This is a genomic window from Pantoea sp. PvP021 (genome assembly GCF_054056055.1).
Window position 1 is genome coordinate 330169 of the sequence record NZ_JBSRXX010000001.1, and the last position, 24323, is coordinate 354491.

Annotated in this window: 30 protein-coding genes; 12 read left to right on the plus strand and 18 right to left on the minus strand. The window is 50.1% G+C overall.

The window, feature by feature from the left end; genetic code table 11:
* Window positions 1–3: 3 nt before the first annotated feature.
* From fliL to fliF, 7 genes are all read right to left on the minus strand, one after another.
* Window positions 4–492 carry a flagellar basal body-associated protein FliL gene (gene fliL / locus ACVKSX_RS01400; RefSeq protein ID WP_033778945.1) on the minus strand — a complete coding sequence of 163 codons (489 nt, stop codon included), beginning with the start codon at window positions 490–492 and terminating at the stop codon, window positions 4–6.
* A gap of 127 nt (window positions 493–619) precedes the next feature.
* Window positions 620–1888 carry a flagellar hook-length control protein FliK gene (locus ACVKSX_RS01405; RefSeq protein ID WP_354438238.1) on the minus strand — a complete coding sequence of 423 codons (1269 nt, stop codon included), beginning with the start codon at window positions 1886–1888 and terminating at the stop codon, window positions 620–622.
* On the minus strand, window positions 1885–2328 hold the full coding sequence (fliJ, locus tag ACVKSX_RS01410) for a flagellar export protein FliJ (RefSeq protein ID WP_003854478.1): 444 nt from the start codon (window positions 2326–2328) through the stop codon (window positions 1885–1887). The genes ACVKSX_RS01405 and fliJ overlap by 4 nt, the downstream gene beginning before the upstream one ends.
* A 28-nt stretch (window positions 2329–2356) precedes the next feature.
* Entirely contained in the window at window positions 2357–3718 is a 1362-nt protein-coding gene (gene fliI / locus ACVKSX_RS01415; RefSeq protein ID WP_010247655.1) for a flagellar protein export ATPase FliI, read from the minus strand.
* Window positions 3718–4413: a flagellar assembly protein FliH gene (gene fliH / locus ACVKSX_RS01420; protein ID WP_010247652.1), complete on the minus strand. Its 696-nt coding sequence runs from the start codon at window positions 4411–4413 to the stop codon at window positions 3718–3720. Before fliH ends, fliI begins: the two co-directional genes overlap by 1 nt.
* Window positions 4406–5398 carry a flagellar motor switch protein FliG gene (fliG, locus tag ACVKSX_RS01425; RefSeq protein ID WP_010670853.1) on the minus strand — a complete coding sequence of 331 codons (993 nt, stop codon included), beginning with the start codon at window positions 5396–5398 and terminating at the stop codon, window positions 4406–4408. Before fliG ends, fliH begins: the two co-directional genes overlap by 8 nt.
* Window positions 5395–7119 (minus strand): flagellar basal-body MS-ring/collar protein FliF, encoded by a 1725-nt coding sequence (gene fliF, locus ACVKSX_RS01430; protein ID WP_354438240.1) that lies wholly within the window; start codon window positions 7117–7119, stop codon window positions 5395–5397. Before fliF ends, fliG begins: the two co-directional genes overlap by 4 nt.
* A gap of 232 nt (window positions 7120–7351) precedes the next feature.
* Here fliF and fliE point away from each other — a divergent pair, with 232 nt between their 5' ends.
* A complete protein-coding gene (gene fliE, locus ACVKSX_RS01435) occupies window positions 7352–7663 on the plus strand; it encodes a flagellar hook-basal body complex protein FliE (RefSeq protein ID WP_003854485.1) in 312 nt (103 codons plus the stop codon).
* A gap of 31 nt (window positions 7664–7694) precedes the next feature.
* Here the strand turns inward: fliE and ACVKSX_RS01440 are convergent, their stop codons facing one another.
* Together ACVKSX_RS01440 and xisR are read right to left on the minus strand one after the other, a co-directional pair.
* Window positions 7695–8975, minus strand: coding sequence for an Arm DNA-binding domain-containing protein (locus ACVKSX_RS01440; RefSeq protein WP_354438241.1), 1281 nt, complete (start codon window positions 8973–8975; stop codon window positions 7695–7697).
* A 30-nt stretch (window positions 8976–9005) separates the two neighbouring features.
* A complete protein-coding gene (xisR, locus tag ACVKSX_RS01445) occupies window positions 9006–9143 on the minus strand; it encodes an excisionase family protein (RefSeq protein WP_307379504.1) in 138 nt (45 codons plus the stop codon).
* Window positions 9144–9219: 76 nt separating this feature from the next.
* Between xisR and ACVKSX_RS01450 the strand changes: the two genes are divergently transcribed.
* Genes ACVKSX_RS01450 through ACVKSX_RS01465 form a run of 4 tightly spaced genes read left to right on the plus strand, consistent with a single transcriptional unit; the run spans window position 9220 to window position 14545 of the window.
* On the plus strand, window positions 9220–9651 hold the full coding sequence (locus ACVKSX_RS01450) for a peptidoglycan endopeptidase (RefSeq protein WP_307379506.1): 432 nt from the start codon (window positions 9220–9222) through the stop codon (window positions 9649–9651).
* Window positions 9599–12082, plus strand: coding sequence for a host specificity factor TipJ family phage tail protein (locus ACVKSX_RS01455; RefSeq protein ID WP_354438242.1), 2484 nt, complete (start codon window positions 9599–9601; stop codon window positions 12080–12082). The genes ACVKSX_RS01450 and ACVKSX_RS01455 overlap by 53 nt, the downstream gene beginning before the upstream one ends.
* Before the next feature lie 57 nt (window positions 12083–12139).
* Window positions 12140–13078: a tail fiber/spike domain-containing protein gene (locus ACVKSX_RS01460; RefSeq protein ID WP_354438244.1), complete on the plus strand. Its 939-nt coding sequence runs from the start codon at window positions 12140–12142 to the stop codon at window positions 13076–13078.
* A gap of 21 nt (window positions 13079–13099) precedes the next feature.
* Window positions 13100–14545 carry an SGNH/GDSL hydrolase family protein gene (locus ACVKSX_RS01465; protein ID WP_354438246.1) on the plus strand — a complete coding sequence of 482 codons (1446 nt, stop codon included), beginning with the start codon at window positions 13100–13102 and terminating at the stop codon, window positions 14543–14545.
* A gap of 29 nt (window positions 14546–14574) precedes the next feature.
* On the opposite strand, the gene ACVKSX_RS01470 is transcribed toward ACVKSX_RS01465, so the two are convergent.
* The 5 genes from ACVKSX_RS01470 to ACVKSX_RS01490 are packed head-to-tail and all read right to left on the minus strand — an operon-like array spanning window position 14575 to window position 17704.
* Entirely contained in the window at window positions 14575–14769 is a 195-nt protein-coding gene (locus tag ACVKSX_RS01470; protein ID WP_307379515.1) for a hypothetical protein, read from the minus strand.
* Window positions 14770–14804: 35 nt separating this feature from the next.
* A complete protein-coding gene (locus ACVKSX_RS01475) occupies window positions 14805–16019 on the minus strand; it encodes a hypothetical protein (protein WP_354438248.1) in 1215 nt (404 codons plus the stop codon).
* Window positions 15997–16428 (minus strand): response regulator, encoded by a 432-nt coding sequence (locus ACVKSX_RS01480; RefSeq protein WP_307379521.1) that lies wholly within the window; start codon window positions 16426–16428, stop codon window positions 15997–15999. The genes ACVKSX_RS01475 and ACVKSX_RS01480 overlap by 23 nt, the downstream gene beginning before the upstream one ends.
* The gene (locus ACVKSX_RS01485) at window positions 16425–17348 is read right to left on the minus strand and encodes a glycosyltransferase family 2 protein (RefSeq protein ID WP_307379524.1); all 924 of its coding nucleotides are present in this window, start codon (window positions 17346–17348) and stop codon (window positions 16425–16427) included. The genes ACVKSX_RS01480 and ACVKSX_RS01485 overlap by 4 nt, the downstream gene beginning before the upstream one ends.
* Window positions 17345–17704, minus strand: a complete 360-nt coding sequence (locus ACVKSX_RS01490) for a GtrA family protein (RefSeq protein WP_307379526.1) — start codon at window positions 17702–17704, stop codon at window positions 17345–17347. The genes ACVKSX_RS01485 and ACVKSX_RS01490 overlap by 4 nt, the downstream gene beginning before the upstream one ends.
* 546 nt (window positions 17705–18250) lie before the next feature.
* Here ACVKSX_RS01490 and ACVKSX_RS01495 point away from each other — a divergent pair.
* On the plus strand, window positions 18251–18574 hold the full coding sequence (locus tag ACVKSX_RS01495) for a S24/S26 family peptidase (protein ID WP_307379529.1): 324 nt from the start codon (window positions 18251–18253) through the stop codon (window positions 18572–18574).
* Window positions 18575–18957: 383 nt separating this feature from the next.
* Window positions 18958–19299 carry a hypothetical protein gene (locus ACVKSX_RS01500; RefSeq protein ID WP_354438249.1) on the plus strand — a complete coding sequence of 114 codons (342 nt, stop codon included), beginning with the start codon at window positions 18958–18960 and terminating at the stop codon, window positions 19297–19299.
* A gap of 177 nt (window positions 19300–19476) precedes the next feature.
* Here the strand turns inward: ACVKSX_RS01500 and ACVKSX_RS01505 are convergent, their stop codons facing one another.
* On the minus strand, window positions 19477–19833 hold the full coding sequence (locus tag ACVKSX_RS01505) for a hypothetical protein (protein ID WP_354438250.1): 357 nt from the start codon (window positions 19831–19833) through the stop codon (window positions 19477–19479).
* 465 nt (window positions 19834–20298) lie between these two features.
* Between ACVKSX_RS01505 and ACVKSX_RS01510 the strand changes: the two genes are divergently transcribed.
* Window positions 20299–21186 carry a glycosyltransferase family 17 protein gene (locus tag ACVKSX_RS01510; RefSeq protein ID WP_354438251.1) on the plus strand — a complete coding sequence of 296 codons (888 nt, stop codon included), beginning with the start codon at window positions 20299–20301 and terminating at the stop codon, window positions 21184–21186.
* 38 nt (window positions 21187–21224) lie between these two features.
* On the opposite strand, the gene ACVKSX_RS01515 is transcribed toward ACVKSX_RS01510, so the two are convergent.
* Window positions 21225–21425, minus strand: a complete 201-nt coding sequence (locus ACVKSX_RS01515) for a hypothetical protein (protein WP_010247636.1) — start codon at window positions 21423–21425, stop codon at window positions 21225–21227.
* Between the two features lie 319 nt (window positions 21426–21744).
* Between ACVKSX_RS01515 and ACVKSX_RS01520 the strand changes: the two genes are divergently transcribed.
* Window positions 21745–21993 (plus strand): hypothetical protein, encoded by a 249-nt coding sequence (locus ACVKSX_RS01520; protein WP_010247633.1) that lies wholly within the window; start codon window positions 21745–21747, stop codon window positions 21991–21993.
* Between the two features lie 65 nt (window positions 21994–22058).
* Here ACVKSX_RS01520 and ACVKSX_RS01525 read toward each other — a convergent pair whose 3' ends face one another.
* Window positions 22059–22691, minus strand: a complete 633-nt coding sequence (locus tag ACVKSX_RS01525; RefSeq protein WP_022625481.1) for a helix-turn-helix domain-containing protein — start codon at window positions 22689–22691, stop codon at window positions 22059–22061.
* 136 nt (window positions 22692–22827) lie between these two features.
* On the opposite strand from ACVKSX_RS01525, the gene ACVKSX_RS01530 reads away from it, so the two are divergent.
* The 3 genes from ACVKSX_RS01530 to ACVKSX_RS01540 all read left to right on the plus strand — a co-directional run bounded on the left by ACVKSX_RS01530 (window position 22828) and on the right by ACVKSX_RS01540 (window position 23957).
* Window positions 22828–23211, plus strand: a complete 384-nt coding sequence (locus tag ACVKSX_RS01530) for a hypothetical protein (RefSeq protein ID WP_010247627.1) — start codon at window positions 22828–22830, stop codon at window positions 23209–23211.
* On the plus strand, window positions 23198–23539 hold the full coding sequence (locus ACVKSX_RS01535; RefSeq protein WP_010670838.1) for a hypothetical protein: 342 nt from the start codon (window positions 23198–23200) through the stop codon (window positions 23537–23539). The genes ACVKSX_RS01530 and ACVKSX_RS01535 overlap by 14 nt, the downstream gene beginning before the upstream one ends.
* Before the next feature lie 151 nt (window positions 23540–23690).
* Entirely contained in the window at window positions 23691–23957 is a 267-nt protein-coding gene (locus ACVKSX_RS01540) for a hypothetical protein (RefSeq protein WP_010670837.1), read from the plus strand.
* Window positions 23958–23995: 38 nt separating this feature from the next.
* On the opposite strand, the gene ACVKSX_RS01545 is transcribed toward ACVKSX_RS01540, so the two are convergent.
* Complete coding sequence (locus ACVKSX_RS01545) at window positions 23996–24235, minus strand: DinI-like family protein (protein WP_003854508.1); 240 nt, start codon at window positions 24233–24235, stop codon at window positions 23996–23998.
* Between the last annotated feature and the right edge of the window lie 88 nt (window positions 24236–24323).

The following is a 24323-nucleotide window of genomic DNA, read 5'->3' on the forward strand; positions in this document are numbered from 1 at the left end:
GATTCACCTCAAAATGAAGGCAGTAAACAGCACATCGTTTACAGCCTGCGGAGGTTGACCTTTTACCAGCGGGGGTGTCAGCGCCTGTTTGACTTGTTCAACAAGCGCCTGCTTTCCTTGCTCTGTCGCCAGCGCCGCAGCGCTCTGACGCGAGAGCAGCAGCAGCAAACGGCTGCGCACCTCAGGCAGATAGTCGTTCATCCGACGCCGGGTATCCTCATCGGCCAGACGCAGGGTAAAGCCTACGTAAAGCACGCGGTCGGGATCGTTGTCGGGATTGACCAGGTTAACCGTAAATGTATCAAGTGCAAAAAAGACCGGAGCGGGAGGCGGTTCAACTTTCGCCACCTCAGGCTTATCGCCCTCATGTTTATTCATCATTCGCCAGACTGCATAGCCTGCCACGCTGCAAGCGGCCAGCGTCAAAATGAGCAACACTGGTATTAAGAGTTTACGTTTGCTGCCTTTTTTTGCTTTCGCGTTATCAGACATGGTGCAGTTACTTCCTGTGAATTATGGGCAAGCCTCTCGGCTCACGAGACAGATTATCCGCGTCTTAAGTCAAACCAATGGGTAGAAAAGACGCGGGTTTTACGCTTACCTTCAGCGTTTGCCGCTGTCAGGCGAAAGTGTCGACGGCGCTGTTGCCGTTAACGCGAGCCTGAAGGGCGGCGGGAACGGCGATCGGCGTAATGTCGGTGTCACTGTCCTGGGTGAGGGAGAAGCGGCCATGCTGTCCATCGCGGCGCGCCTCCTGCTGCTGCTGGAATTGCTGGCCCTGCGCGGAACTGTCACTGCTCACCTGACTCTCGCCCAGGTTGATACCGCTCTCTGCCAGCGCGCTGCGCAACTGCGGTATCGCGGCTTCCAGTGCTGCTCTGACGTGGCTATGGCTGGAAACCAGATTAATTTGTGCCTGGTCGTTATCCAGTTTCAGGCTGATCTGGATAGCGCCAAGGTCTTCCGGATGTAAACGCAATTCCGCGTTCTGCTGGCCATTGCGACTGAACATCACAATCTGCTGACTCAGCGCCTGCTGCCACTCGTCGCTGCCCAGCTGTGAGTTCAGCATCGGCGTTGACGGTGTGCTGGTGGTCGCGGAGGCGGTCACCGGCGCAGGCAGGCTGCTGGCGGTGGCGATTGGCGTAGCATTGATCGCGTTATCGCTGGCGCTGGCTTTAATCGCAGCCTGATCATCCTGCTTAACCATGTTGCTCAGCGCCTGCTGGAAACTGCTGTCGAGCGTCAGGCCGCTGCTGGTCGCACCCTGCGCCGCGTTGTTACTCTGGCTGGCGGCAGTGGTGACGGCAGGTTTGCTCTGTACGTCGCTTCTGGCATCAGACTTTTCATCTTCGCCCGGTGTGTGGCTCTGCTGCGCGCTGTTCAGCAGTTGCGTCAGCGAGCTCTGGCTTTTCCGGCCGGTATCGGTCTTGGCGATCATCTCGCCCGCTTCACTGCTGACCGGGGTCGACGTGGTGGCTGTAACAGCCGCTACACCCGGTAACATGGCGAACAGTGCCTGCATATTCTGCATATCGCTGGCGCTTAAGGGTGCAACGTCCGGCTTGTCTTTATCATCGGCTGATTTTGACCCACCTTTAATATTTTCCGGCTTAAACAGAGCGGTCAGCGCAGCAGGATTTTCCAGTGCTGCCATCAGGGCATTCAGCGGGGCCTTCGGACGGGCGTCATCGGCAGTTTCTGCTTTAACGTCAGCGGATTGCGCCGCTTTTCCCTGCTGTTTAGCCAGGCCGAGCAACTGGTTTCCCAGTGCGGTCAGAAAGTCCTGCGGCAGGGCATCGGCACCCGCAGCAGGGTCAGTTGAGACTGAGGGTTCTGCGTCGGTTTTTACCGTCGCTTTCATAGCAATGTTTGGCAGCGTAATCATTCACCTCTCCTCGATGCGGCCCGTTGGGCAAATTCGTCCATCCGTTTCTGATCGAGACGGTTTTCCTGTCGTAATGCATTTTCTGCTGCGCGCGTAATCAGCGTCTGATAGGCGTTCAGCCGTTGCTGTTTGTCACGCCAGTTGATCAGCGCCTGTTCCAGCCGTTGATTCCAGTTATTAAGCTGGTTGCGGTGCTGCTCAATCGCTTTTTCCAGCGTCTGAATAAACTGGTGATAGTTGGTCCAGCGGGTGCTGGCAATACCCGATGACATGTCATCGTTGAGCTTGTTGCGATATTCGTCCTGATAATCGAGCAGCATCGTCAGCTGCTCGTTCGCGGCATGCTGGCCGCGACGCATATCGCCTAAATAGATGGCAGCGCGTTCGAGATCCTGCTCCGCTAAGTCGCGCAGCGTATCGATGGCATTTGCAGTTTTCATTGCCGTTACCTCGCGTTAATTCGTGTGACTAGCCAAACAGCGCATGCAGATGCAGGCTGGCGTCGTCGTAATCACTGCGCTCAAAGATGCCCTGTTGCAGGAAGGCTTCCATCTGCGGATAGAGCGTGATCGCTTTATCAAGCATCGGATCACTGCCCGCGGCATAAGCACCGACGCTTACCAGATCGCGGTTACGCTGGAAGCTGGAGAGCAGCTGCTTAAACTGGCGCACCCGCGCATAGTGGTTCTCATCGATCAGCGAGGTCATCGCTCGGCTGATCGAGGCTTCTATATCAATGGCCGGATAGTGACCCGCTTCGCCCAGCCGACGCGACAGCACAATGTGGCCGTCGAGAATGGCGCGCGCGGAGTCGGCGATCGGGTCCTGCTGATCGTCGCCTTCGGTCAGGACGGTATAGAAGGCGGTGATCGAGCCGCCGCCGTCGATGCCGTTACCGGCACGCTCAACCAGCGCAGGCAGTTTGGCGAACACGGAAGGCGGATAGCCTTTGGTGGCCGGCGGCTCACCAATCGCCAGCGCGATCTCACGCTGCGCCATGGCGTAGCGGGTCAGGGAATCCATAATCAGCAACACATGCTGGCCGCGGTCGCGAAAATCTTCAGCGATACGCGTGGCGTAAGCGGCACCCTGCATGCGCAGCAGCGGCGAAACGTCGGCCGGGGCGGCGATCACGACTGAACGGGCGCGGCCTTCAGCGCCGAGAATGTTCTCGATAAAATCTTTTACTTCGCGGCCACGTTCGCCAATCAGACCGACCACGATGACGTCCGCTTTGGTGTAGCGTGCCATCATGCCAAGCAGCACGCTTTTACCCACGCCCGAACCGGCGAACAGGCCCATACGCTGCCCGCGACCGACCGTCAGCAGGGCGTTGATCGCCCGCACGCCGGTATCCAGCACGTCGGTGATCGGCGTACGCTGCAGCGGGTTAAACGGCGGGGTGTTCAGCGGCGCGCGATAGCCAGTATCCGGAGACGGCAGGCCATCCAGCGGTCGCCCGCTGCCATCGAGTACGCGGCCCAGCAGTTCCGGCCCCAGCATCATCTGTTTGCCCGCCTGCGGGTTCTCTCCGTTCTGGCGCGCATAGACCCGCGCACCCGGTAAAATGCCGTCCACTTCTTCCAGTGGCATCATCAGCAGCTTCTGACCGTTGAATCCCACCACTTCGCTTTCGATTTCACTGATGGTTTTGCCATCGTTGCGTTCGATTACGCAGGTCGCACCCAGCGGCAGCTGTAAGCCGGTCGCTTCCAGCACCAGGCCGGTGGCACGGGTCAGACGGCCATAACGGCGCACCGGCTGCACCTGGGCGATGCGTTTCTCAAAGGCGTCGAGCGAGCCGAGCCAGCGATTCAGACGAGTGGTCATTACAGTTCTCCCGGTGCGGCAAGGCGGCAGAGTTCCTGCCAGCGCGTCGCGACGCTGGCATCCAGGTCGCCATCTTCTGCGCTGAGTTTACAGCCGCCAGGATGGAGGGTGCTGTCAGCGATCAGCCGCCAGCCGTGCAGATCCAGCGTCGGACCCAGGGTCTGCTCAATGCGTTGTAAGTCATCCGGGTGAACACGCAGTTGCGGTTTGCCGCTGAACATCGGTTCCTGCTGCAGTAAACCCTGAATCTGGCGCAGCAGGGCGGTGCCATCCACCGTGGTCGCCTGACCAATCACCGAGCGTGCCGCTTCCAGCGCCAGTTGCATCAGACGGGCCGCAATCACGCTGTCCAGCGATTCAAGCGTGTTCTGGAACTCGGTTACCAGCTGCTGCATACGCGCCTGAAGGGGCGCCTGCTGCTGCTGGGCATCGGCCAGACCCTGCTGAAAACCGGCGTCGTAGCCGGCTTTCTGGCCTTCGGTCACACCCTGCTGATAGCCTTCGTTGTAACCCTGGCCCTGTGCCTCTTTGCGCATCTGCTGCTGCAGGCGTTCGAGCTGCTGTTGCTGCTCATCAACGCCATCTTCAGCTTCGTAAATTTCTGGCTGCAGCTCCGGTTCAGCAGGCTCATCGAAACGGCCTAAATCCGTGGGCTGCCACAGCTGCCAGGGGCGCGCAGAAAATGCATCAGACATAAGTTTCCTCGCCACCACCAATCACCATCTCGCCTGACTCGGCCAGGCGGCGTACCACCAGCAGGATCGCTTTCTGTTCGTTTTCCACTGCGGACATACGCACCGGGCCACGGTTGGCCAGATCGTCGCGCAGGATATCCGCCGCACGGGCTGACATGTTTTTGAGGAACTTCTCGCGCAGTGGCTGTTCGGCACCTTTCAGTGCAACCAGCAACTGCTCGGACTCCACTTCCTGCAACAGACGCTGGATGCTGCGGTCGTCCACTGCCACCAGGTTTTCGAACAGGAACATCTCGTCGATAATTTTCTGCGCCAGTTCGCCATCGAAGTCGCGTACGGCTTCGATAACCGCCTCTTCCTGCTGCGTTTTCATCAGGTTGATGATCTCGGCTGCGGTTCTCACGCCGCCCATCTTCGCACGCTTGAGGTTGGTGCCATCCAGCAGGCCGTTCAGTACTTCTGTCAGTTCGGCCAGCGCGGCTGGCTGGACACCACCGAAAGTGGCGATACGCAGCATCACGTCGTGACGCAGACGTTCGTCGAACAGCGCCACAATATCGGCGGCCTGGGCACGCTTGAGGTGGACCAGGATGGTGGCGATGATCTGTGGATGCTCGTCGCGAATAAGGTCGGCAGCAGCCTGCGGCTCCATAAAGTTGAGCGTTTCCATGCCGCTGGTGGTGTCGCGCGTTTCGAGAATGTCCTCCAGCAGGCTGGAGGCGCGCTCTTCGCCCAGTGCCCGGGTCAGCACCGAACGCAGGTATTCGTTGGAGTTCAGGCTCAGCGCCGCGAACTGCTCAGCATCCGCTTCGAACTCACGCAGCACTTCAGTCAGCTGTTTATGCGACACCTGACGCATGTTGGCCATCGCGCCGCTCAGGTGCTGGACCTCACGCTGGTTCAGGTGTTTGAAAACTTCCGCGGCGCGCTCTTCGCCAATGGTCATCATCAGGATGGCGCTTTTTTCGGTTCCGGTCAGACTCATAGCTCTTTACTCATCCATTCGCGAATTACCAGCGCTACAACGCGCGGATCGTTTTCTGACATGTCGCGGATGCGTTGACTCATCACTTCTGCGCTCATGCGGTTGTTAGACTTACGTTCCTGATCCAGCTCATCTTTGCTGAGCTGCACATTAAAGGCTTCTTCTTCCGGTTGCTCAGTCGCACGAGCGGCAACGGCTTCCGCGGCGGCTTTCTCTGCGGCCTGCTTGCGAACCAGGTGCGGACGAACCAGTTTGCGGTAGAGGATGAAGGCTACCAGAGCAATCAACAGCCACTTACCGGCATTCATCAGCTGATCAAAGAACGACTGCTGTTGCCAGAAGGGCAGATCGGTGGTCACTGGTTCAGTAGTGTTGAACTGCGAGTTCACCACGTTGATGCTGTCGCCACGGTTCTGGGAGTAGCCCATCGCTTCGCGGGTCAGATCTTCAATCTGCTTCAGCTGCTGTTCGTTCAGCGCAACCGCTTTGCCTTTATCATCTGCACGGAAGTTCACCACGACCGCAACCGACAGACGCTGTACGTCGCCAACGTTGACCTTGGTATGACGAATGGTGCGATCCAGCTCGTAGTTCACCGTGTCGTCACGACGCGAGTTGGTCGGTCCGGCACTGGCCGCTGCGGTGCTGGTGGTCTGGTTAGCGTTATTCGCCGCGTTGTTCTGACCGTTAGCATTCTGACCATTGGCGGCAGTGTTGTTCGGCGTCGTCACCGGCGCAGTGTTAGCTGGCGCAGGCTGGTTAGAGAGCGCGCCCGGCACGCCGCCCGGATAAGGGCTGCCTGACTGGTCGCTGGTGCTGGTCTGACGTGAACGAATCGCTGAGTTCGACGGGTTAGCGTTAGGCTGATATTTCTCGTCGGTCTGCTCGGCGGTGTCGAAGTTAATCTGCGCGGTAACCTGCGCATGCACATTGCCCTGACCGAGAATCGGATTCAGGATCGCTTCGATACGTTGCTGGTAGCGAGCTTCAACTTCAGAGGCATACTTGAGCTGTGCATCATTCAAGTCGCGACCGGCGGAGTCAGAGCGGGTCAGCAGGCGACCGGTCTGATCGACCACGGTGACGTTGCCCGGCGGTAAACCGGCGACGCTGCTTGAGACCATGTGGGCGATGGCCTGAATCTGGCCTTCATCCAGCGCACGGCCAGGCTGCAGGGTTAAGGTAACAGAGGCGGATGGCGCTTTCTGCTCACGCACAAATAAGGTTGGTTTTGGCATCGCCAGATGAACACGGGCGCTTTTAACCGGACCGAGTGATTCGATGGTACGAGCCAGTTCGCCTTCCAGCGCGCGCTGGTAGTTAACCTGCTCGCTGAACTGGCTGATACCGAACTTCTCTTTATCCAGCAGCTCAAAACCCACCGAGCCGCCTTTCGGCAGACCCTGCTGAGCCAGACGCAGACGCAGCTCATGCACGTTCGCTTCCGGCACCATCAGCGCGCCGCCATTTTCGGCGAAGCGATAAGGGATGTTCATCTGCGTCAGCTGCGTGACGATGGCACCGCCATCTTCATCTGTAAGGTTGTTATAAAGGACGCTATAGCTGGGCTGCTTCGCCCAGAGCACCATCGCGATCACTATCGCCACAACGGCGGCGGCAGCGACGATTAAAGGAATACGCGGATTTGCGCGCAGGCGAGCGAGCAGGTCACCGAAGCCTTTCTTTTCTTGTTCTGTTGTGGCGGCTGTACTCGCATTCATGACCGATTCCTGCCTGACGTAATTGACCGGGTAAGTTGAGATGGCAAAACAGACTCCCTGACCTGCGTAGATAAAATTTCCACTTCAATGCCAGGCATTATTAGGTGATAAGGAAAATTCGATGGCTGGATAAGGTAGGGTTTTTGATGTCATTTAGCGGCTTTGTCTCATTGACAACGTGCTAACTTTTCCCCACAGAAAAAATATCATCCTCCTTTATAAGGTATCGTTCATGTCCATTCAGGCAATTGACGGCGTACTGCAGCAGCTTCAGGCGACCTCACTGCAGGCCAGCAACCGCAGCAGTGAAGCCCCTAATCAGATCGATTTCGGTGCAACTATGAAAGCGGCGCTGGATAAGATCAGCGAGACGCAGACCACCGCCCGCACCCAGGCGCAGGATTTTGAGATGGGTAAACCCGGTATCGCGCTTAATGATGTGATGGTCGATCTGCAGAAATCGTCAATCTCAATGCAGATGGGTATTCAGGTCAGGAACAAGCTGGTGTCGGCGTATAGTGAAATTATGAATATGCAGGTTTAGGCGGGTAACTGTCTGAAGCTATTAAGGTTTATCATACTGCCACTTTGGTGGAGCACGTACGTAGCACAAGATCGCTCATTTTCGTGTTGATGAGTGATAGCTGGTCGGTATTGTTCTCTGACATCCAGGCGCCATAAACCCGGTACACCATCTGCGCATCGGAGTGGCCCATTTGCGATGCAACGTAGTTCGGGTTTGCGCCTGCTGAGAGAGCCCAGCATGCGAAGGTATGACGTGATTGATATGCTTTCCGGTGACGCAGGCCTGCACGCCTCAGTGCGCCGGTCCATATCTGTCCGAGTGACTCTGTTGAGTAATATGCTCCAGACCTGCCGTTGACTGCGTTAACGCAGGGATTGAACACGAATGTCTTCTGTTCCTCAATGCGCTCGCCATACTCCCTGGTATGAAAGGTGAATGAGGTCTGAGGATACATTCGGGTCAGCTCCCTTTGATCACGCAGAATATCAACGGCTGCGCCTATCAGACAGATGACGCGGTTTCCCGCTTCCGTCTTCGGCGGCGTGAATAGACCCTGTGGCGTGAGGTTTCGGCTGACTGTCAGCTTCTTCGCTTCAAGGTCAATGTCCTCCCATGCCAGAGCGCATATCTCTCCGTGACGTAATCCCGTTAGGATGGCAAGTGACCACATGTTTGCCGTCTGGTGTGTTGAGCATGCTGCGATGAGGCGAGGGTACTCTTCCCGCGTGATCGGGTCTGGCCGTTTACTGGATTTCTTGAGCGGTTTTATTCCCGTCATGGGATTTGCCTCTATATACCCGTTGCCATGAGCAAAGGCGAAGATAGCTTTCAGGTCTGCCATGCTGGAGTTTACCGTGGCCGCCGTCCTCCCTTTCTTTTCTATATTCATCTTCCTGCCCGTGAAGTAGCTGCCACTGAGAAGCTCGATGCGCAGGTTGAGCAGGTCCTTCTGCATAACCGACCTGATATCCTTTCCGTTGCCGATGATATCCAGTGTCACCCTGACTCGACGTTCTGTCGTGACATAAGAGCTGTTGGCCCAGTCAGGCTTTTTGAGCTTCAGCCATAAATCCGCCACATCCCTGATAGCCACCAACTTCGATGAACCCACCTCGTTCTTAAACATTGGTGAATCGGGAAACTCACTCCGGTAATCAAACGTCCCTGTCTTAATGCGGTAGACGATGTTGCTACGCAGCTCGCCAGCCATCTTCCTGTTTTTGGGTGTATCGGCTACGCCGATTGCCTCCCACCGTCTTTGCCCCTCATACATGAACCAGATTCGAAGGTGGTTCTTGTTGGGAGCCACTCCTGTCGGATATCCAGACATACGCCTTCTCCTGTTGAAATGGATCTGCATTTAAGCAGATTTCTTCCTGGCAATCGCTGCCGGCTGGTTATCAATCCACTTCTCAATCGCTTTCCAGTCGTAAAAGCACATGCTGTTATCACGCGGCGCGCCATCAGGCGATACGTGCTTATATTCACGCCCCTCCATCCATTGACGCTTAAAAACCCTCTAAATAACAACGTTGGCCGGTTGTATACGCCAGAGGAATTTCCGGGGCTACAGAATGCTTAAAGCTGAGTTCATCTATAGGGTGACAGGAGCCCCATGGCGTGACAGGTCATGTACCTTTGAGGCTATGGATTGCTGGGCGCTGGTAGTTCTCTATTACCGTCATGTGCTGGGCGTGGAGATTCATCATCAGCCTGACTACGAATCTGGCGCTGACTTCCTGACGTGCTTTACAGGCGAGGTCGTTTACTGGCGGCAAACGGATATCTTCAGTGACAACGGAATCTTTATTGCCTGGTACGGCAGCCAGCCGGTTCACGTCGGACTGACTCTTGACGGCCGGGCATTGCACAGCCGCGGAGAGAATGGGCATGTGCGCTCAGACAGCATCCGAACAATACAAAAACTATTCACGCGCGTGGAGTTCTATCAGTATGCCAATTATCCAGATGCAGCGTGTTCCGGGGCTGCCAAAAGAGAGAGTTAAAGCACCTGCGGGTGTGGCGTTCAATGAGTGGCTGACTGACCAGAATCTTCATAACGAATTACGCATCAGCGTTAACGGTCGCGAGCTTCGGGACGATGACGATATCGGTTTCAGCCTGCAGGAAGATGACAGGGTTATTATCTTCGATCAGCCAAAATCAGGCGATCTAGCCAAAACCCTCCTTAACCCGCTCGAGCACTTCAACCCGATAAAGTTTACTCAGAAAATCATGAGTGGGCTCATCAAGCAGCCCGGAACAGGCAACATCGGGCAAAGCAAAACATCATCAAACAACAGCCTGAAGGGTCAGACTAATCTTGCCCGTAATGGAGAAGCCAAGCCTGATAATTACGGTCTGATCAGGGCCTTTCCTGACCTGATACAAGAGTCTCTCTTTGAATATACGAACAATTTAAAATACCTGACTGAGTTCATGAATTTTGGTATTGGAAAATACACTGTCAGCTCAGTCAGATATTCGGAAAGTAACCTAGGGTCGATGGCTGGAGCGTCGTTCACCGTATATAACCCGGGTGATGTGATCGGCACCATAAATGAAGGCTACCAGTTTGATGATGTTGATGGTCAGGAGGTGCCTGGTAAGAACGAGTCCGAGGATTTCCCTATTGAGAGTGCCACTGCTACCACAGTGATAAGCGGAAGCTACTCCGGCGGCCAGATTCTCATGAAGATCGTTAAGCAAGCGAGCTTTGACTACTTCATGGGCCTGACACTACCCCACGCCGTTTCCTTTGTGGTGAATGCTACATACCCAACAGCTAGCGGGAATGTTACTCAGGACTTCACATTATCAGGCAATCTGATATCGGCCACGCAGACATCTAACGGGTCCGTTACAGCGCCGATTTATTACTACAATTTTGTCATCGACAGCATTGAAGGATCAAACGCCTCATACATATCTACCGCAACAATTAACACGACTAAGTTCATTCTTAATGACAACCAGGCACTGGCGATTGGCCCGTTCTTTTCACCGGTACAATCCTCGCAGCTTTGGCTGCACACGCAGTCAGGATTGGGTGGTAAAAGCGAGACCAACTGGCAGGTTACGATCTGGAAAGTCGATGATGATAATGTCCAGGTGCCGGGAACAACTCAGACGTTCCTTTATCGACAGACTACGCCTCACCAGTCCACTTCTGACACATTCTATCGAACAGATAAGCTAACGCCGGCTGGTGGTTACGGGCGATATGCGGTGACTTTCCAGCGCACAGATAACAGTGGTGACAACAGTAAGCTCAAGGTCGAGGCCATTCACAGCGTAAACATACGCACTAATGTCAGTTACCCCAATGACACGCTGGTGCGTGTTACGGTCAGGCAGACTGAGAACGCCACTAGTGCGCGAGACAGGAAATATAATGCTCTTATTAACCGGCATGTGATCACATACAACATGAGCACGCAGAGAGTCGATTGCACGATTAGGGCATCAAGAAAGTTTGCAGATATTGCTCTTCACAACTGGCTAGTCATTGGCGGTCAGCCTGAGAACTCAATCGACATATATGGTCTTTATCAGATTCAGGCAGAGATTGATGCGCGGGATCAGCGGCTTGGCTATTTTGACTATACCTTTGATGATGAGGATGTGTCGCTGGGTCAGAGAATGGAGAACATATGTGATGCGGCAGGGGTAAGTGTTTACTGGGATGACAGCGTTCTATCTTTTACGCTCGACGCGAAAAGAACTGTCCCGGCAACGGTTTTCAACCGGTCCAACACTGTAGATTCGGGATACTCATTAAGCTACGACATGACGCTTCCCGGGGGCTATGACGGTGTTGAGGTGCAGTACCGAAATCCAACCACCAATAAGCAGGCTTACATGCGCTACCGGGTAAGAAATATTCAGATCGAATTAGGCCAACCAGTAAAAGCCAAAAAGTTTGAAATGATGTATATCCGGGATAGTTTTCAGGCTGATTTCCGCGCTCAGAAGGAGTGCCGACGATTGCTTTATTCCCGTATGAGCATGGCTATTACAGCCCTTGCTGATGGGGAGTGGGTTAACGTAGGTGATATGGTGCAGGTTCCTGACACACATGACACTAATCAGCAGGCTGGATATATCGTTTCACGCAGAGGGAATTCATTTGAAACCAGCGAGCGCATTAAATTTTCAGGCTCGATGTATGTGGTCATTACTGATTCAATTGGCAACTCGTCTGCTCGCTATCCGGCATCGCCTCACTCAGAAACAGCCTTTGGTTTCACTGCGGCCATCCCTCAGGTGGCGCTGAACATCTTTGACGGCTATGACGTTCAATCTCCTTCGCGTTATGTAATCGTAACCACAGAAGAGCTTAACGCCACTCAGTGGGTCATAAGCGAAAAGCAGCCAAATAGCGATGGCACAACAGCTTTAAGCCTCGCTGAATACAGTGACCTGATTTACCCCTGACAGCAACCAATCCAACACCAGGCCAGCCTTAGCGTTGGCTTTTTTTATGGAAAAAATATGGCTACTCAACTTACACAAAATCAAGTTCCAAGCGAGTCTCCTCGCGATCTGAAATTCAACGCGGGGAAAATTGATGAGTTCGTCAATTCTTTAGCGCAGCAGTACATCGATAGGTTTGGGGGCCGCCACTACACAATAGAAGGGCTTCGATGGCTGGCTCAGCAAGCCATTGCACAATACGGCTGGATTCCGGTGGGAACGTTTCAGGAGGGATACAATCTAGAACTGCCAAACCAAATCATTAAAGATACTGATGACGGAGAATATTATCGGTGGGATGGACCGTTACCGAAAAACGTTTTGGCTGGTTCAACTCCAGAGGCAACGGGCGGATTTGGAGTAAATGCGTGGATTTCAGTGGGTGACTCTTCCCTGAGATCAGATCTAATCGCAAGCGATACGGGCCGTGGATCTAAAATAGTTAATGCCCGAGTCCCAGTGCAGGGTTCTCAGTCAATAACCCTTCAAAGGAAGTTACTTGAGTCAGTAAGCATCGCAGATGGTTCAGGTACGGCATGCATTCCTGATGGCGCAATGGATTGCTCAGCATCTCTCACGTCCTTAATTTCAGGCGGACATAAATACATCCGCCTTCCTTTTGTGCTGGGATCGGCAAACATCTATTATTTTTCATCTTTTGAGCCAAATAATCTCCAGGGCATTACGTTTGATGTAGAAAATGGAGTGAAATTATCTGTTCCTGATGATGCGCTTGTTGGACGCCCAAGCTCTGTGCTTATGTCATTCACCAGAGATACAAAAGTATATTTCAGAAACATCAATGTAAACTACATGTTGTCGTCAACAAATGTTCATTCGTTTGCACAAAAAGATAGCTTCCTTGAAAGCTATTCATATGATTACAGTAATGTGATCCCACTGATCTGCAATACGCAACTTACTCCTTTGAGCGCGCCATTTAACTCAGATTCGTAGGTAGCGTCACAGTTTACATTCATGGACGCCTCGCAAGCCAACTTCACTGTCGCCTCTGGCAATAATACCCTGTATTACGCCGCTTATAATGCGAAGCCAGGTGATAAGATATCATCTTACATCGCCGTCTCTTCAACGCCATATCTTTTAGCCGTGGTAAGGACTACTAGTGGGTATTACGCGCTCAAAGCTTATACAGATCAAGATGGCTCAGGACTTACGCTTGTCACTAAAATATCTGGTTCAAATGCCACTGAGGCTGCTATTGACGTTCCTATGAAGGGAAACCACCCAGCATACAGTGCCGTAAATAGCGAATGGTCTATTAAGATTAACTCATTCAGCAACTTTGATGTCTGCTTTAACGGCTTCGTAGTTTACTCCACTTCCACGAATGGGTTTATTATTGATGCGGGATTTGGTGGTTACTTCCAGAGTGGCCTAAGTAATGGCACCGTGAACATAATCAATCCGGTGGTGACTAAAAATGCCGCCGTAAATGCGTCAAGATTCCTGGCTATTAAAATTTTCGGAGATTCTGTTTCCTCTTCCCGCTATGACTATTGGCCAGCCTACCTTAAAAAAGAGCTTGAACTTAGCTCAGGCCTTCGAGCATGGAACATTATTGACTCCGCGGTTGCCGGTCAGACGAGCAGCCAGCAGCTAGCCATCATGCAAAGCCAAGGGGTTGCTGATGCCAACTTGGTGATTATTGCCGTGGGAACAAATGACGCGCAAGGACAGGTCGACTTCAATACCTATACGTCCAACCTGAATGCAATGATCGATATTTGTGTTAACGCAAATAAAACTGTCGCTCTAGCTAAGTTTGGGCTGTGGTATACGCGCTTGGAAGCGGGAGAGAGGGGGCAGGCATCGGCTAACGCTGAGAGGGCGGCCCGTTACAGAGGGATTGTGTCTAGGGTGGCGGCACAGAGATCCGTGAAGCTTATAGACCTCACAGAGTTTGAAGGCCCAGTTGTTTCATACTACGTTAACCCTGCCTCAGCGATAAACATGGTTGGATTGGGTGATTCAGTTGTTCATGACAACATCCATCCCACATCCCTTGCAAATAAGCTCATCGGGCGGAGGATGGCTCAGGCCGTTATGGGCGTTGTTTCTACGAGAAATACATTTGCGGTGAATTCGGCCCTAATAGCTAGTCCGGCTAACAATTGGTCCATCAACTCAAACGACAATCCAATATTCGCCGACATTTCTCACGAGGGAATAATTGTAATGTCGGGTACTATTTTTCGTTCTACTGGAACTACAGTTGATGGGACAACTATCTTTACAATACCCAAGTCAATGGCACCAAAGGCCAATGTTAATTTGATTGCATACTCAGACCAGAGTGCAGTGCTAAAGTTAGTTATAGGCACTAACGGTCAGGCAAAAATCTATGGATGGACATCAGCTAATTATTTGTCATTAAGCGGCGTAAGCTGGAGCGTAAAGTGAATGATGGCCGCAATTGCGGCCATCATTAGTTAGCAAGGGCGCACTAACTCCTCCTCCTCATCAAAATTTATATCATCAATCTCTTTGGTAAGTTTTTCGTAATGGGTCCTATAGTGTTCCAGAAGATCAGCAGCAACTGAAGAGTCGCAAGTTTTTGCTGCTAATACCACGGCTAAATCATGTGCAATTTTATCTTTCTTTGTATTGCTGAAAAATGAAAACAAAATAATATCTCCATGTATTTGCTTGATGTAATATTTTACTTGACTCTTGGTTTTATTATATTCCTCATTAATGATGCCAGGCAATATAAAACTGAGCAATCAAAAATGAAATATATCCTTTCGCCAGACTCAAAGACTGTGGGCGATAGACCCATTGCTAAAACAGTAATGGTTCCGCAGGTGATTGCTACAGAAGGAATGTTAATCCCCATGTTTTTATCACATTCAATTATTGTTAATATAACTGACAGGAAAGCTATTAAAGAAATGGCTAACGAAATGAATGACCGATATGAAACCCAGAAATACTCATCAAAAACCTGCGTTTGATATAAGTGAATGTTGAGGCCCGAACCAAAATACACTAAGGCTATATGTAGCAAAATGAAAGAGGTGGCAATATAAGTAATTAATCCACGCTTTCTCTTTATATTTAAAATGGCACATGTAATTAGAAGTAATTGGTATAATAAATTGTGTTTATCAGTAGCATGTTTATAGAAACATGACACTCCGAGACTCAACTTTTGGAATAAAGTTAAGTTAAGGAATTGTGGAAATGCAAACCATGCTTCGACAGCCGCCCTTACTTTATTGCCTGGCGCAAGGTAGCATATTAGAAAGTTAATTAATGTTATGGTGAATAATAAAGAGATAAACTTTTTGTTTCCAATGTCTTTTAAAGTAAATATGATTAACAAAAAGCATAGAGAAAAAACTGCAGCCTGCTCGCTATATGAATATATGAAAGAAAAAAATAATGCAGAAAATTGCATTTTTGTAATTGATTCAGAACGAATACTTGCCTGCCACATGGAGAAGATACAAAGAGATGCAGGCAATAGATAATTATAATATCCTGTTACCCATAAAACAGAGTCTTTAAGAATATCATATTTTATCAAAAGCCCTAGGGTTAGGGTCAAAAGTGTTGCTCTATATTTATTTTTATCGAAATCTGCCATTCTAGCTATTGCATAACACAATAACAAAGTTGATATTGGGATCGCAAACTTCCAAAATAAGCTATGCTTAATTGTAGTGAGAAGTATAAGCTCAATTGACAGCCTTCCTGACCAGTTGTAGTATCTATTATGTAGCGAATTGAAAACGCTATCGCCCGCCATACTTAAGAAAAACTGATCGTCAGCATTAGGGCGCAGATGAATATGCATTCCCAGCAAAGCCATTAATAAAAACAATGTCGTGATATAAATGAAATTAAATTTAACATTTGAATTTGATAACACCTACGCCTCCATTTTCTGACTTACTGACAACGATTATGTTCCCTGTAAAACTGATTTTTTGTAGGTTTCTCTTAAGTGCATGGAAGCCTGGCATTTCATAATCCGTCAACAAGAGATCCTTTTGAACGCTAATTATATGATAGGCTGTGGCAGGCAGTGATAACATTTCACCATCTAGTGTCTCAGCATAAATGCTGTTTAACACTCTTCCTGTGGCAGGAAGATAAGCCCACCCCCTTACTTCAATTACATCATCTCCTATGAGGCACATATCTATATTCCCTTTAGATAAATTATTGGGCTCCATCGCACTTGTGTAAAAGTTACCATTCCAAGCGTAGAAAAACCCAGCGCACAGCAGCAGAACTGCAATGCATGAAGTTAAATATAAGTGTCTTATATATTTCACTTCTCACCTTTTCTCTTTAGCAAATATTTTGGCCTTGCTTTGGTTTCCATATAAATTCTTCCTATATATTCACCAAGAACGCCTATTCCAATAAGCTGTACGCCGCCAAGGAAGAGAATGGAAACGATTATGGAAGGGTAGCCACTAACAGGGTTACCAAATATTAAAGTATCAATTACAGTGTAAGAACCATATAAAAATGACACGCCAGCAACGAAAAGTCCAATATAGGTCCACATCCTAAGAGGAAACGTGGAAAATGAAGTAATGCCTTCTAAGGCCAAGTTCCAAAGCTTCCAGCCATTAAACTTAGTTTTGCCTGCGATACGCTCAGCACGAGTATATTCAACTATATCAGTTTTCCCTCCAACCCAACTAAGCACTCCCTTCATAAAAAGATTTCTCTCCTTGAGAAGCTTTATGTTATCAACAATCTCTCTGGACATTAGACGGAAATCGCCCACATTCTCTTCAATTTTCGGCGAGCTAATCTTATTGTGAAGTTTGTAGAACCATTCTGCTGTCTTTCGCTTTAGGTGACTATCCGTGCTTCGATCCACTCTCTTTGCTAGAACCACATCGGACCCATTGCCCCATTTTTCAAGCATTTCAGGAATGACTTCTATAGGGTCCTGCAGGTCAACATCAATAGGAATAATCACATCCCCACAGGCCTCCTCAAGGCCTGCAAATAAAGCTGATTCCTTTCCGAAATTTCTTGTGAAAAACACATTTTTCACGAGCCCATCTTCATGGCTTATTTCTTCCATTATAGACGAAGTGCTATCAGTACTACCGTCATCTATGAATATGATTTCTAATTCATTATCTTTAAAACCTTCAAAGTCTCGAACGGCTCTATAAAAGAGGGGTATAGCCTCTTCTTCATTAAATACAGGTACAACGAGGGATATTTTCATTTCTCTTCCCTGAAAACGATGAATTTCGAGTAGATGAATCCACCCACAAGACTGATAAAAGAGAAGGATGTCAGTGTTATAAATGGGCTTAGATTAAACCTGTCAGCACCCCATCCCGCTCCGTACGCCATAGCCCCCATGAAGAATACATAAGTTATGTATCTGATGGCTGTAGCTTCTGAGTTAAAAGTCCACTTAGCGTTTACGAAAAATGAAAATGTAACAGCTACACAGAAAGCAGAAAAATTAGCCAGTGCCTGTGGCTGTCCTTGTGTGTAGAGAAGCGAAAACACAATCCAGTGAAGCAATGTATTAATCACACCAACAGAGGCGTACCTCGCAAACAGCTTAAGCATGTTTAACTCTCGTAAAGAGGCAGATCTTGTCATTTCGTAAAGGATAATTCAATGATCACAACTAAGAAATATCCCATTAAAAAAAGCCTGGGCGACGGGGCAACTACAGACCGCGCCAGTCTCAGCAGGCTGCCGGGTGTGTGATTTTAGATTAATAACTCACCACCGCCACCGCCACCGCCACCGCCAACTAAAAATCCTTCGCCATCAATCCCTTTACAAATCTGTGCGCCGCTCCGCCTTGATCAAAACTACCGATCGATATTACTGTTTATCCATACAGTATTTGTCAGAGGAGGATTTATCATGGCGAGAGAGAGTGACATACACGCGGCGTTCACTGGAGCGATAACGAAGGACGGCAGGGGGCGACATTGTCACCACTGCGGCATTCCAGAAGCGCCTGGATGACCTGAATCACGTATGGACGCTGGCAGAGTGCAACCGGTGGATTCGGCGTTACCAGAATTTCTTCTTCGAGCTGGTTACAGAGGAAAGCGAGAATAAGACCTGGTCGTTACGCAACATGGGATACGTGAGGTAGCTATGGGATTTCCATCACCAGCGTCCGATTATATCGAGCGGCGCATCGACCTGAATGATGTACTGATGCCTCACCGCAACAACATGATCCTGATTGAGACGCCGGACGGGTTCGTGCTGGCGGACAAATCACTCAAGCCAGTACCGGGCGACAAAATCGCATTCCAGATAGGCGAATACCCGCAACTTGGCAGATTGTTCAGCACAGGGATTATCACTTCGGACGGCGAGACGATCGACGGAGAGGGCATGGAAGGGATTATCGTGCTGGGGAAGGTGACGGCGGAGGTAGTGTCCGTGTACGAGCCTCTCCGGCCCACGATTTAGCCGTAGCACATATGTAGCACAAAAAAATACCGCAAATCACCTCAAAACCACCACGACGGCAGTTTGTGACTTGCGGTATGTCTCTGTAAAACCACGCTTCAACGCACAGCAACCTGATATGCTAAATATTCAAAGTGAAATTATGCATATGCAGGTTTAGTGAGCTGATTCCGCTGAACAAGGCACGCCTGCGTGGCAGTGGATTAGGGTAGTGCGTTGCCAGCATCAAGGCCGATCCCTTTGCCGAGTCTATGACCCTGTACTGGCGATAATGCAGGTGTCATTGACTATACTGCTCTTTATTACGAGCCGTGCAGCAGGGAACTCACTCTTAAGTGCAGGCGACCTGACCCCTCATCACCCATCAGCAGGAGGCCAGCCCAATGCTAAAAAAACTTATCCTTATCGCATCGTTAATCAGCTTATCGGCTCCAGCCTTTACTGCCACGCAGTGCGGGCCGTTCTATCTTAAACCTGACAAGAGCGGCTGGTTCTCGGTGAATGGAGAACGTGCAAAAACGCAGAAAGTCACCTTTGCGAAAGAGAAGGGCGATTACGACAACGCGACGGTCAAACTGCTGGTGAAAAACAGCAAAGCGCCGGGGATGGTGGATATGGAACTGACGAACCGTGAGGGTAAAGGGCTGTTAAGAGCTGAAATCGTCCGCACCAGCCAGAGTCAGATCCGCATACGAGGTGCCTATGATTGCGAACCGGCTAAATAGGCTGAGCTTTGACTGCACACTCCTGAACATGGCATAGCCCGGAAGCGGGCGTGATAAAAGCCTTAGAATAGAAGAGTGCGAAAGATTGTCAGGCCAGCGCTTGTGCTCGGGCTGGTCTGACAACTTATTCTGTCTCCTGGTCGTCCATCCTGCATCACATTCATGCCGACGCGGCATTTAACGTGATGTTTTGCACCGCGCGATCATCCCTGAAACTGCTGTGCTGATATCTGATGCTTTTGGAGCATAGTAAAATGTCGCACTGGTCTGATGATGGCTGAACTTTGCAATTTCAACCCAGGCCACGGTTTCATCATCCTGCTCAAGATTATATCGCTTCGTGCCATCCGGCAGAGGTTCATCCTGCTCCAGATAGAGTCTTTGATCCTGTGCCGCTACGCTAAGGCAGGATTCAACCTGAAAAGGATGACCGTTGAAATAAGCGGTTTTTGTTGTCGGATGTAATCCAACCCGTCCCATATCTACGCATCCGCCCATCAGACTTATGCTCAGGGCAATAATGATCTTCTTCATTAACTAAACCATCATAGTTATTTTGTTGACCAATAATATCCGGATATTGATCGTATCGCTCATTTTAATCAAAAATCTGCGCTTAATATTGCTGGCGTTACGGACTATATGTAACATTCTGCGCAACGCATTATGATGTAAGCAACGGACAGGAACTCAGTAGCCCGCATCAGGTGACTCATGCTGTCTGCTGGTGTTAACCGTTGTCAGGTGAATGTCAGGTAAATATCACTCTGAATGGTTGCTCATCATATCGTTAGTCTGCTTTGAGGTGGATGCCCGAAAATCATTGCCTGCAGCCTTTGTTAGCCAGTTTATTATAAACATGTATAGTTTTACGCAGTACATTACACACACATCAGGTTCACTAAAAAACGACCCAGTAAAAGGCGTTATACCTCTGTTGTGTTACGCATGCTGAGGTGTCCTGATGAAATACTTACTACTTAAATGCCTCTGAATACTATGATTTATGACTGTTTTTTGTACTACAATGAAGATATCTTGCTTGAGATGCGTCTGAACACGCTTGAGCATGTTGTTGATCGGTTTGTCATTGTGGAATCGCGCTACACCTTTACCGGAAAACGCCGGGAAAAGCTTCATTTTGATATTGAGAAGTTCGATCGTTTCCGCGATAAAATTATTTATATTGTTAACGATATTGCGCCCAGATTTTATCAGGAAGCCTTTAAATCGAATAGTTCTGTGGTTAATGCGGGTGAGACAGATCCCTGGGAAAATGAAGCCACTGCACGTAATCAGATTATGCAAGGGCTGGCCGGTGCGCAGGATGATGATATTGTTATTGTGTCAGACGTCGATGAAATTCCCCGGCCTGAGGCGATAAAAGCATTCAGTCATCAACATCTTTGCACGACGCTGCATCAGCAATATTTCAATTTTAAATTTAATGTCCGGGTTTTAAATGACAACGGCACACCGCGCTGTGCCACCCTGGCAAAAATGGTGACCTGTAAAACACTGCGAGAATTTTTCAGGGGACAACCGGAATTGCTTCGCAATGTTAAGCGTCGTGGTACACCGATACGCGAGAACTGGTTGCGCTGGAAGTGGCTAAATTTCCGGACAAAAACCATTAAGAATGGAGGATGGCATTTTTCCTGGGTAATGAGCGATGAGCGCATCAGTGAAAAAATGTCTTCGATTTCTCATACCGAACGTAACTGTCCCGAATTTAACAATCCGGATCATATACGGCGCTGCGTTGAGAACAATATTGATATCTGGAACCGTCCGCGAAGGATGGAGATAGTGCCGGTGACATCCGAACATTTTCCAGCCTGGCTGGTTGAAAATCAGCACCAGCTTGCCGATCTCATTAAATCTTAACGCTGACCAGCGCGCCCAGCGGGCGCGCCTCTCGCACATCAGCTTGCCTTGTAAGGATCTTTTTTGTCATCCTGGCTGTCATCATTTTTGCGCGGCACTTCGCCATGATCTTTCGGCGCATCAGTGGCAGGATGATCATCTTCCTCGTAAGCATTACCAGCGTTTGGCGCGGCTTCCGGCAGGCTTTTGCTGACATCACCTTCTTTCTTACGTTCTTCATTCGTATTGTGCTTAAACATAACTCTCTCCTTTTATTCCAGTCTCTTAAGTTTAGACCAGCACTGACATCCCGCATGCGCAGCGGATTAAAGAAGAAAAAAAAGCCCGCCAGCGGCGGGCTAATCGGAGTTTCTCTCATACTGAACACGTCATTTTTCGATGTTTGGGTGTGTACAGCAGGTTCATGCTAACCGGGAATCCCTAATGCAGTAATGGACAAACCTGTCATGTCGCTTGCGGCAGGTCACATTCCCGTCGATAAACAGATCGATAAATAAATTCGATTGAACGGATTAGCAAAAGGCATATAGTGGCCTGCGTTACCAGGAGATAGAAATTATGTTAAGAGACTATTTAAAGATTGAAGCTGAAGATCAGTTAATCGAACAACGCTCGCTGAGCCTGAAAAATCGTGGTCAGGAAGAGGTCACCGAATGGATTATTGTAAATAGCCAGGGAGTTAAAAAAGGCGGCGTAACCCTGTTCGATAAACTCAGTACCCGCCGCTCATGGCCCGTCAATTACCGCATTATGCAGACCGATCTGCAGGGCAAAGTGGTGGTAGATCAACTGACCGATGCCCTGTAGTTGCCCGGCTATAAACTCAGCCACTGTTGTACGATGAAAAGTGAACCCGCGCCCGGCGGGTTTTTTTATGGCTGGCGGTAGCGTCGCAGTTCCACCAGCGTACCAATCAGCTTCAGGCTGTCCCGGCTGGATTGCAGCTCAGGGAAGTTGATATTGACCGGTGCCAGTTCAAACTGCATGACGCCATTTTCACTGCCGCGCTGACGCCAGGTGCGTAGCAGCACGACCTGCTGCTGCAATGCCAGCACGCAGTCGCCGGGCTGAGGTGACTGCGTGGGATCGATGATCACCACATCATTCCGCAGAATCGCGGGCGTCATCGCCTGTTCTTCCACCCGGAAGGCAAAGCTCTGCTGTGAAAGCGCCATGTCGTTGTGCATCAGCAGTTCATGCCGGACGGAACCGGCCTCGCTCAGCCATCGCGGCACGTCGCGCTGTGCAAGCAGTGGGATCTGATGCAAACCACTCCAGGCGCTTTCGCTGAAAACAGGACCATCCCCATCTATCAGAAAAGCCGGTGCGCAGCCCAGCGCTTCGGCGAGCCGCAGCAGGTTCTCACCGCGCGGCAGCGTCTCCTCTTTTTCCCATTGCGAAATCGCCACATGGGACACTTTTACCTGTTGCGCCAATTGCTTCTGCGTTAACTGCAGCGATTTACGTCGGAGTCGGATGCGGTCACCCAGCGTTTCGTTTTTCATAAGCTTGACTTTTTGGTTGAGAGTGACTTAAGTATACTTAAGCCTGGTATTTAAGCAATCTTAAATTTCATGCGGGGGACGTGGCTAAACAGCACGCAGTAAGTTCCAGAGACCTTACCGTACAAAGGGGTGTGGCATGGAAAGTAGTCTGATTACCAGTATGGGTGCGTTAGTTCTGGGTGGGGGGGCAGCAGCACTGTTCTGGAAACCGTTATTGGCGGGAATTGCGTCAATCGTAACCAGTAATCGAGCCGGCGGCGAAATTATTACCAGCTACAAAGAGCAGGTGGTGTTGCTGAAAGAGAGCAACCTGCTGATACGGGAGGAGAACGATGAATTACGCGAACGGCACGACAGGAATCTGCGGCGTATCTCGACACTCGAAACGGATCTTCGGTTAATCAAGAATGCGGTAGGGATTTTACTGGCAATGACCGAAACCGATCAGAACGATAAATTTCGTAATGAGATTGATCGGCTTATCTCAACTCTGGAGGATCGCAGTGATGGCCACGATTAATAGCACTAAGGCACCGATGTCTTACCGGCGCAAAGTTATCCTCGGCTGCGTATTGCTGAGCTGTTCGATGATTTGCATCCTGATGACGATCATTTTTCTCTACGTCAGTAACACCGCAAACAAGCGGGTCGAGGAGATTCGGGCGGATTACCGCTTAATTGCGGCGCGGCGTGATGACAGAGTGGAGCTGCTGACCGATCAGGTTGCAGCAATACAGCACAAGCTGGATGCAATACCGGATCGCATAGCCGACAAAACGGTCATAAAAGTCAAAGAGGTCGTCACTGAGAGTGAGGTGCCAGCCGTGAAATCCGGTCATAAACCATAACTTCCGATTATTCTTAATGCGGCTTCGCTATTATCGACTAGTTTTAAATATCCGGGCAACATTTTGTACCTGAATGCAGGCCCGCTGATTGGCCGGTTGATGAACCGCTAAGCCTACTCACTTTGGATAGATGACCAGAAGGAAATTTAGCATGAGCGATTCAACAGAAACCAAGACCAAAACTGAATATCTGCGTGACGTGACTTCTCAGCTAAAAGAGATGCGTCACTATGCTCAGACCAACACCGAAACCCTTTCCAGCCAATGGTTAGCGTTTGATGCCGGTGAGTATAAAGACAAGACCAACGCCGACCGAATCGATGCGTTGCTGAATAAGCAGGGTAAACTGCTGGAAGATCTGGATGCCGCGATTCAGGACATCGAGATTGAAGTTAATCACAGCGAGCAGGAGAGCTAAGTCATCTCCCGCTAACTGATGTGGTGGCCGTTAAGGGATTAATCGGCCACCAGCCACATTTCCGCTTCGTCGAACATCTCTTCAACAATCCGCGCAACCGTCGCTTTATCGTTTTTACTCAAATCAGTATCAATCGCGTTACGTTCCATGGGCTTGACCTTAACTTCAATGTCAGGAAACACCCGATGCACCCGCTTTTCCAGCTCCTCACGAATCATCTCGCGAGCACCCGGTAAACCGGCAACGTTGCGCTTGTCATAAATCAACTCAACAAACATGATGGCAATCCATTCAGGGCAAAATCGCTGACATATAATACTGTAAATAAAAACAGTAGCAAGGCAGCGCGCCTGATTTCGTGTAAAT

What these genes read in the sequence shown, in the direction of transcription:
- ACVKSX_RS01540 (WP_010670837.1), top strand. Translation starts at nt 23,691, where the DNA reads ATGAGCGATTCAACAGAAACCAAGACCAAAACTGAATATCTGCGTGAC.
- ACVKSX_RS01505 (WP_354438250.1), bottom strand. Translation starts at nt 19,833, where the DNA reads ATGAAGAAGATCATTATTGCCCTGAGCATAAGTCTGATGGGCGGATGC.
- fliG (WP_010670853.1), bottom strand. Translation starts at nt 5,398, where the DNA reads ATGAGTCTGACCGGAACCGAAAAAAGCGCCATCCTGATGATGACCATT.
- fliI (WP_010247655.1), bottom strand. Translation starts at nt 3,718, where the DNA reads ATGACCACTCGTCTGAATCGCTGGCTCGGCTCGCTCGACGCCTTTGAG.
- fliH (WP_010247652.1), bottom strand. Translation starts at nt 4,413, where the DNA reads ATGTCTGATGCATTTTCTGCGCGCCCCTGGCAGCTGTGGCAGCCCACG.
- ACVKSX_RS01525 (WP_022625481.1), bottom strand. Translation starts at nt 22,691, where the DNA reads ATGAAAAACGAAACGCTGGGTGACCGCATCCGACTCCGACGTAAATCG.
- fliJ (WP_003854478.1), bottom strand. Translation starts at nt 2,328, where the DNA reads ATGAAAACTGCAAATGCCATCGATACGCTGCGCGACTTAGCGGAGCAG.
- fliE (WP_003854485.1), top strand. Translation starts at nt 7,352, where the DNA reads ATGTCCATTCAGGCAATTGACGGCGTACTGCAGCAGCTTCAGGCGACC.
- ACVKSX_RS01535 (WP_010670838.1), top strand. Translation starts at nt 23,198, where the DNA reads ATGGCCACGATTAATAGCACTAAGGCACCGATGTCTTACCGGCGCAAA.
- ACVKSX_RS01455 (WP_354438242.1), top strand. Translation starts at nt 9,599, where the DNA reads ATGCCAATTATCCAGATGCAGCGTGTTCCGGGGCTGCCAAAAGAGAGA.
- ACVKSX_RS01520 (WP_010247633.1), top strand. Translation starts at nt 21,745, where the DNA reads ATGTTAAGAGACTATTTAAAGATTGAAGCTGAAGATCAGTTAATCGAA.
- ACVKSX_RS01530 (WP_010247627.1), top strand. Translation starts at nt 22,828, where the DNA reads ATGGAAAGTAGTCTGATTACCAGTATGGGTGCGTTAGTTCTGGGTGGG.
- ACVKSX_RS01490 (WP_307379526.1), bottom strand. Translation starts at nt 17,704, where the DNA reads ATGCTTAAGCTGTTTGCGAGGTACGCCTCTGTTGGTGTGATTAATACA.
- fliF (WP_354438240.1), bottom strand. Translation starts at nt 7,119, where the DNA reads ATGAATGCGAGTACAGCCGCCACAACAGAACAAGAAAAGAAAGGCTTC.
- fliL (WP_033778945.1), bottom strand. Translation starts at nt 492, where the DNA reads ATGTCTGATAACGCGAAAGCAAAAAAAGGCAGCAAACGTAAACTCTTA.
- ACVKSX_RS01460 (WP_354438244.1), top strand. Translation starts at nt 12,140, where the DNA reads ATGGCTACTCAACTTACACAAAATCAAGTTCCAAGCGAGTCTCCTCGC.
- ACVKSX_RS01495 (WP_307379529.1), top strand. Translation starts at nt 18,251, where the DNA reads ATGGGATTTCCATCACCAGCGTCCGATTATATCGAGCGGCGCATCGAC.
- ACVKSX_RS01450 (WP_307379506.1), top strand. Translation starts at nt 9,220, where the DNA reads ATGCTTAAAGCTGAGTTCATCTATAGGGTGACAGGAGCCCCATGGCGT.
- ACVKSX_RS01515 (WP_010247636.1), bottom strand. Translation starts at nt 21,425, where the DNA reads ATGTTTAAGCACAATACGAATGAAGAACGTAAGAAAGAAGGTGATGTC.
- ACVKSX_RS01510 (WP_354438251.1), top strand. Translation starts at nt 20,299, where the DNA reads ATGATTTATGACTGTTTTTTGTACTACAATGAAGATATCTTGCTTGAG.
- ACVKSX_RS01440 (WP_354438241.1), bottom strand. Translation starts at nt 8,975, where the DNA reads ATGTCTGGATATCCGACAGGAGTGGCTCCCAACAAGAACCACCTTCGA.
- ACVKSX_RS01405 (WP_354438238.1), bottom strand. Translation starts at nt 1,888, where the DNA reads ATGATTACGCTGCCAAACATTGCTATGAAAGCGACGGTAAAAACCGAC.
- ACVKSX_RS01500 (WP_354438249.1), top strand. Translation starts at nt 18,958, where the DNA reads ATGCTAAAAAAACTTATCCTTATCGCATCGTTAATCAGCTTATCGGCT.
- ACVKSX_RS01465 (WP_354438246.1), top strand. Translation starts at nt 13,100, where the DNA reads ATGGACGCCTCGCAAGCCAACTTCACTGTCGCCTCTGGCAATAATACC.
- xisR (WP_307379504.1), bottom strand. Translation starts at nt 9,143, where the DNA reads ATGGAGGGGCGTGAATATAAGCACGTATCGCCTGATGGCGCGCCGCGT.
- ACVKSX_RS01545 (WP_003854508.1), bottom strand. Translation starts at nt 24,235, where the DNA reads ATGTTTGTTGAGTTGATTTATGACAAGCGCAACGTTGCCGGTTTACCG.
- ACVKSX_RS01485 (WP_307379524.1), bottom strand. Translation starts at nt 17,348, where the DNA reads ATGAAAATATCCCTCGTTGTACCTGTATTTAATGAAGAAGAGGCTATA.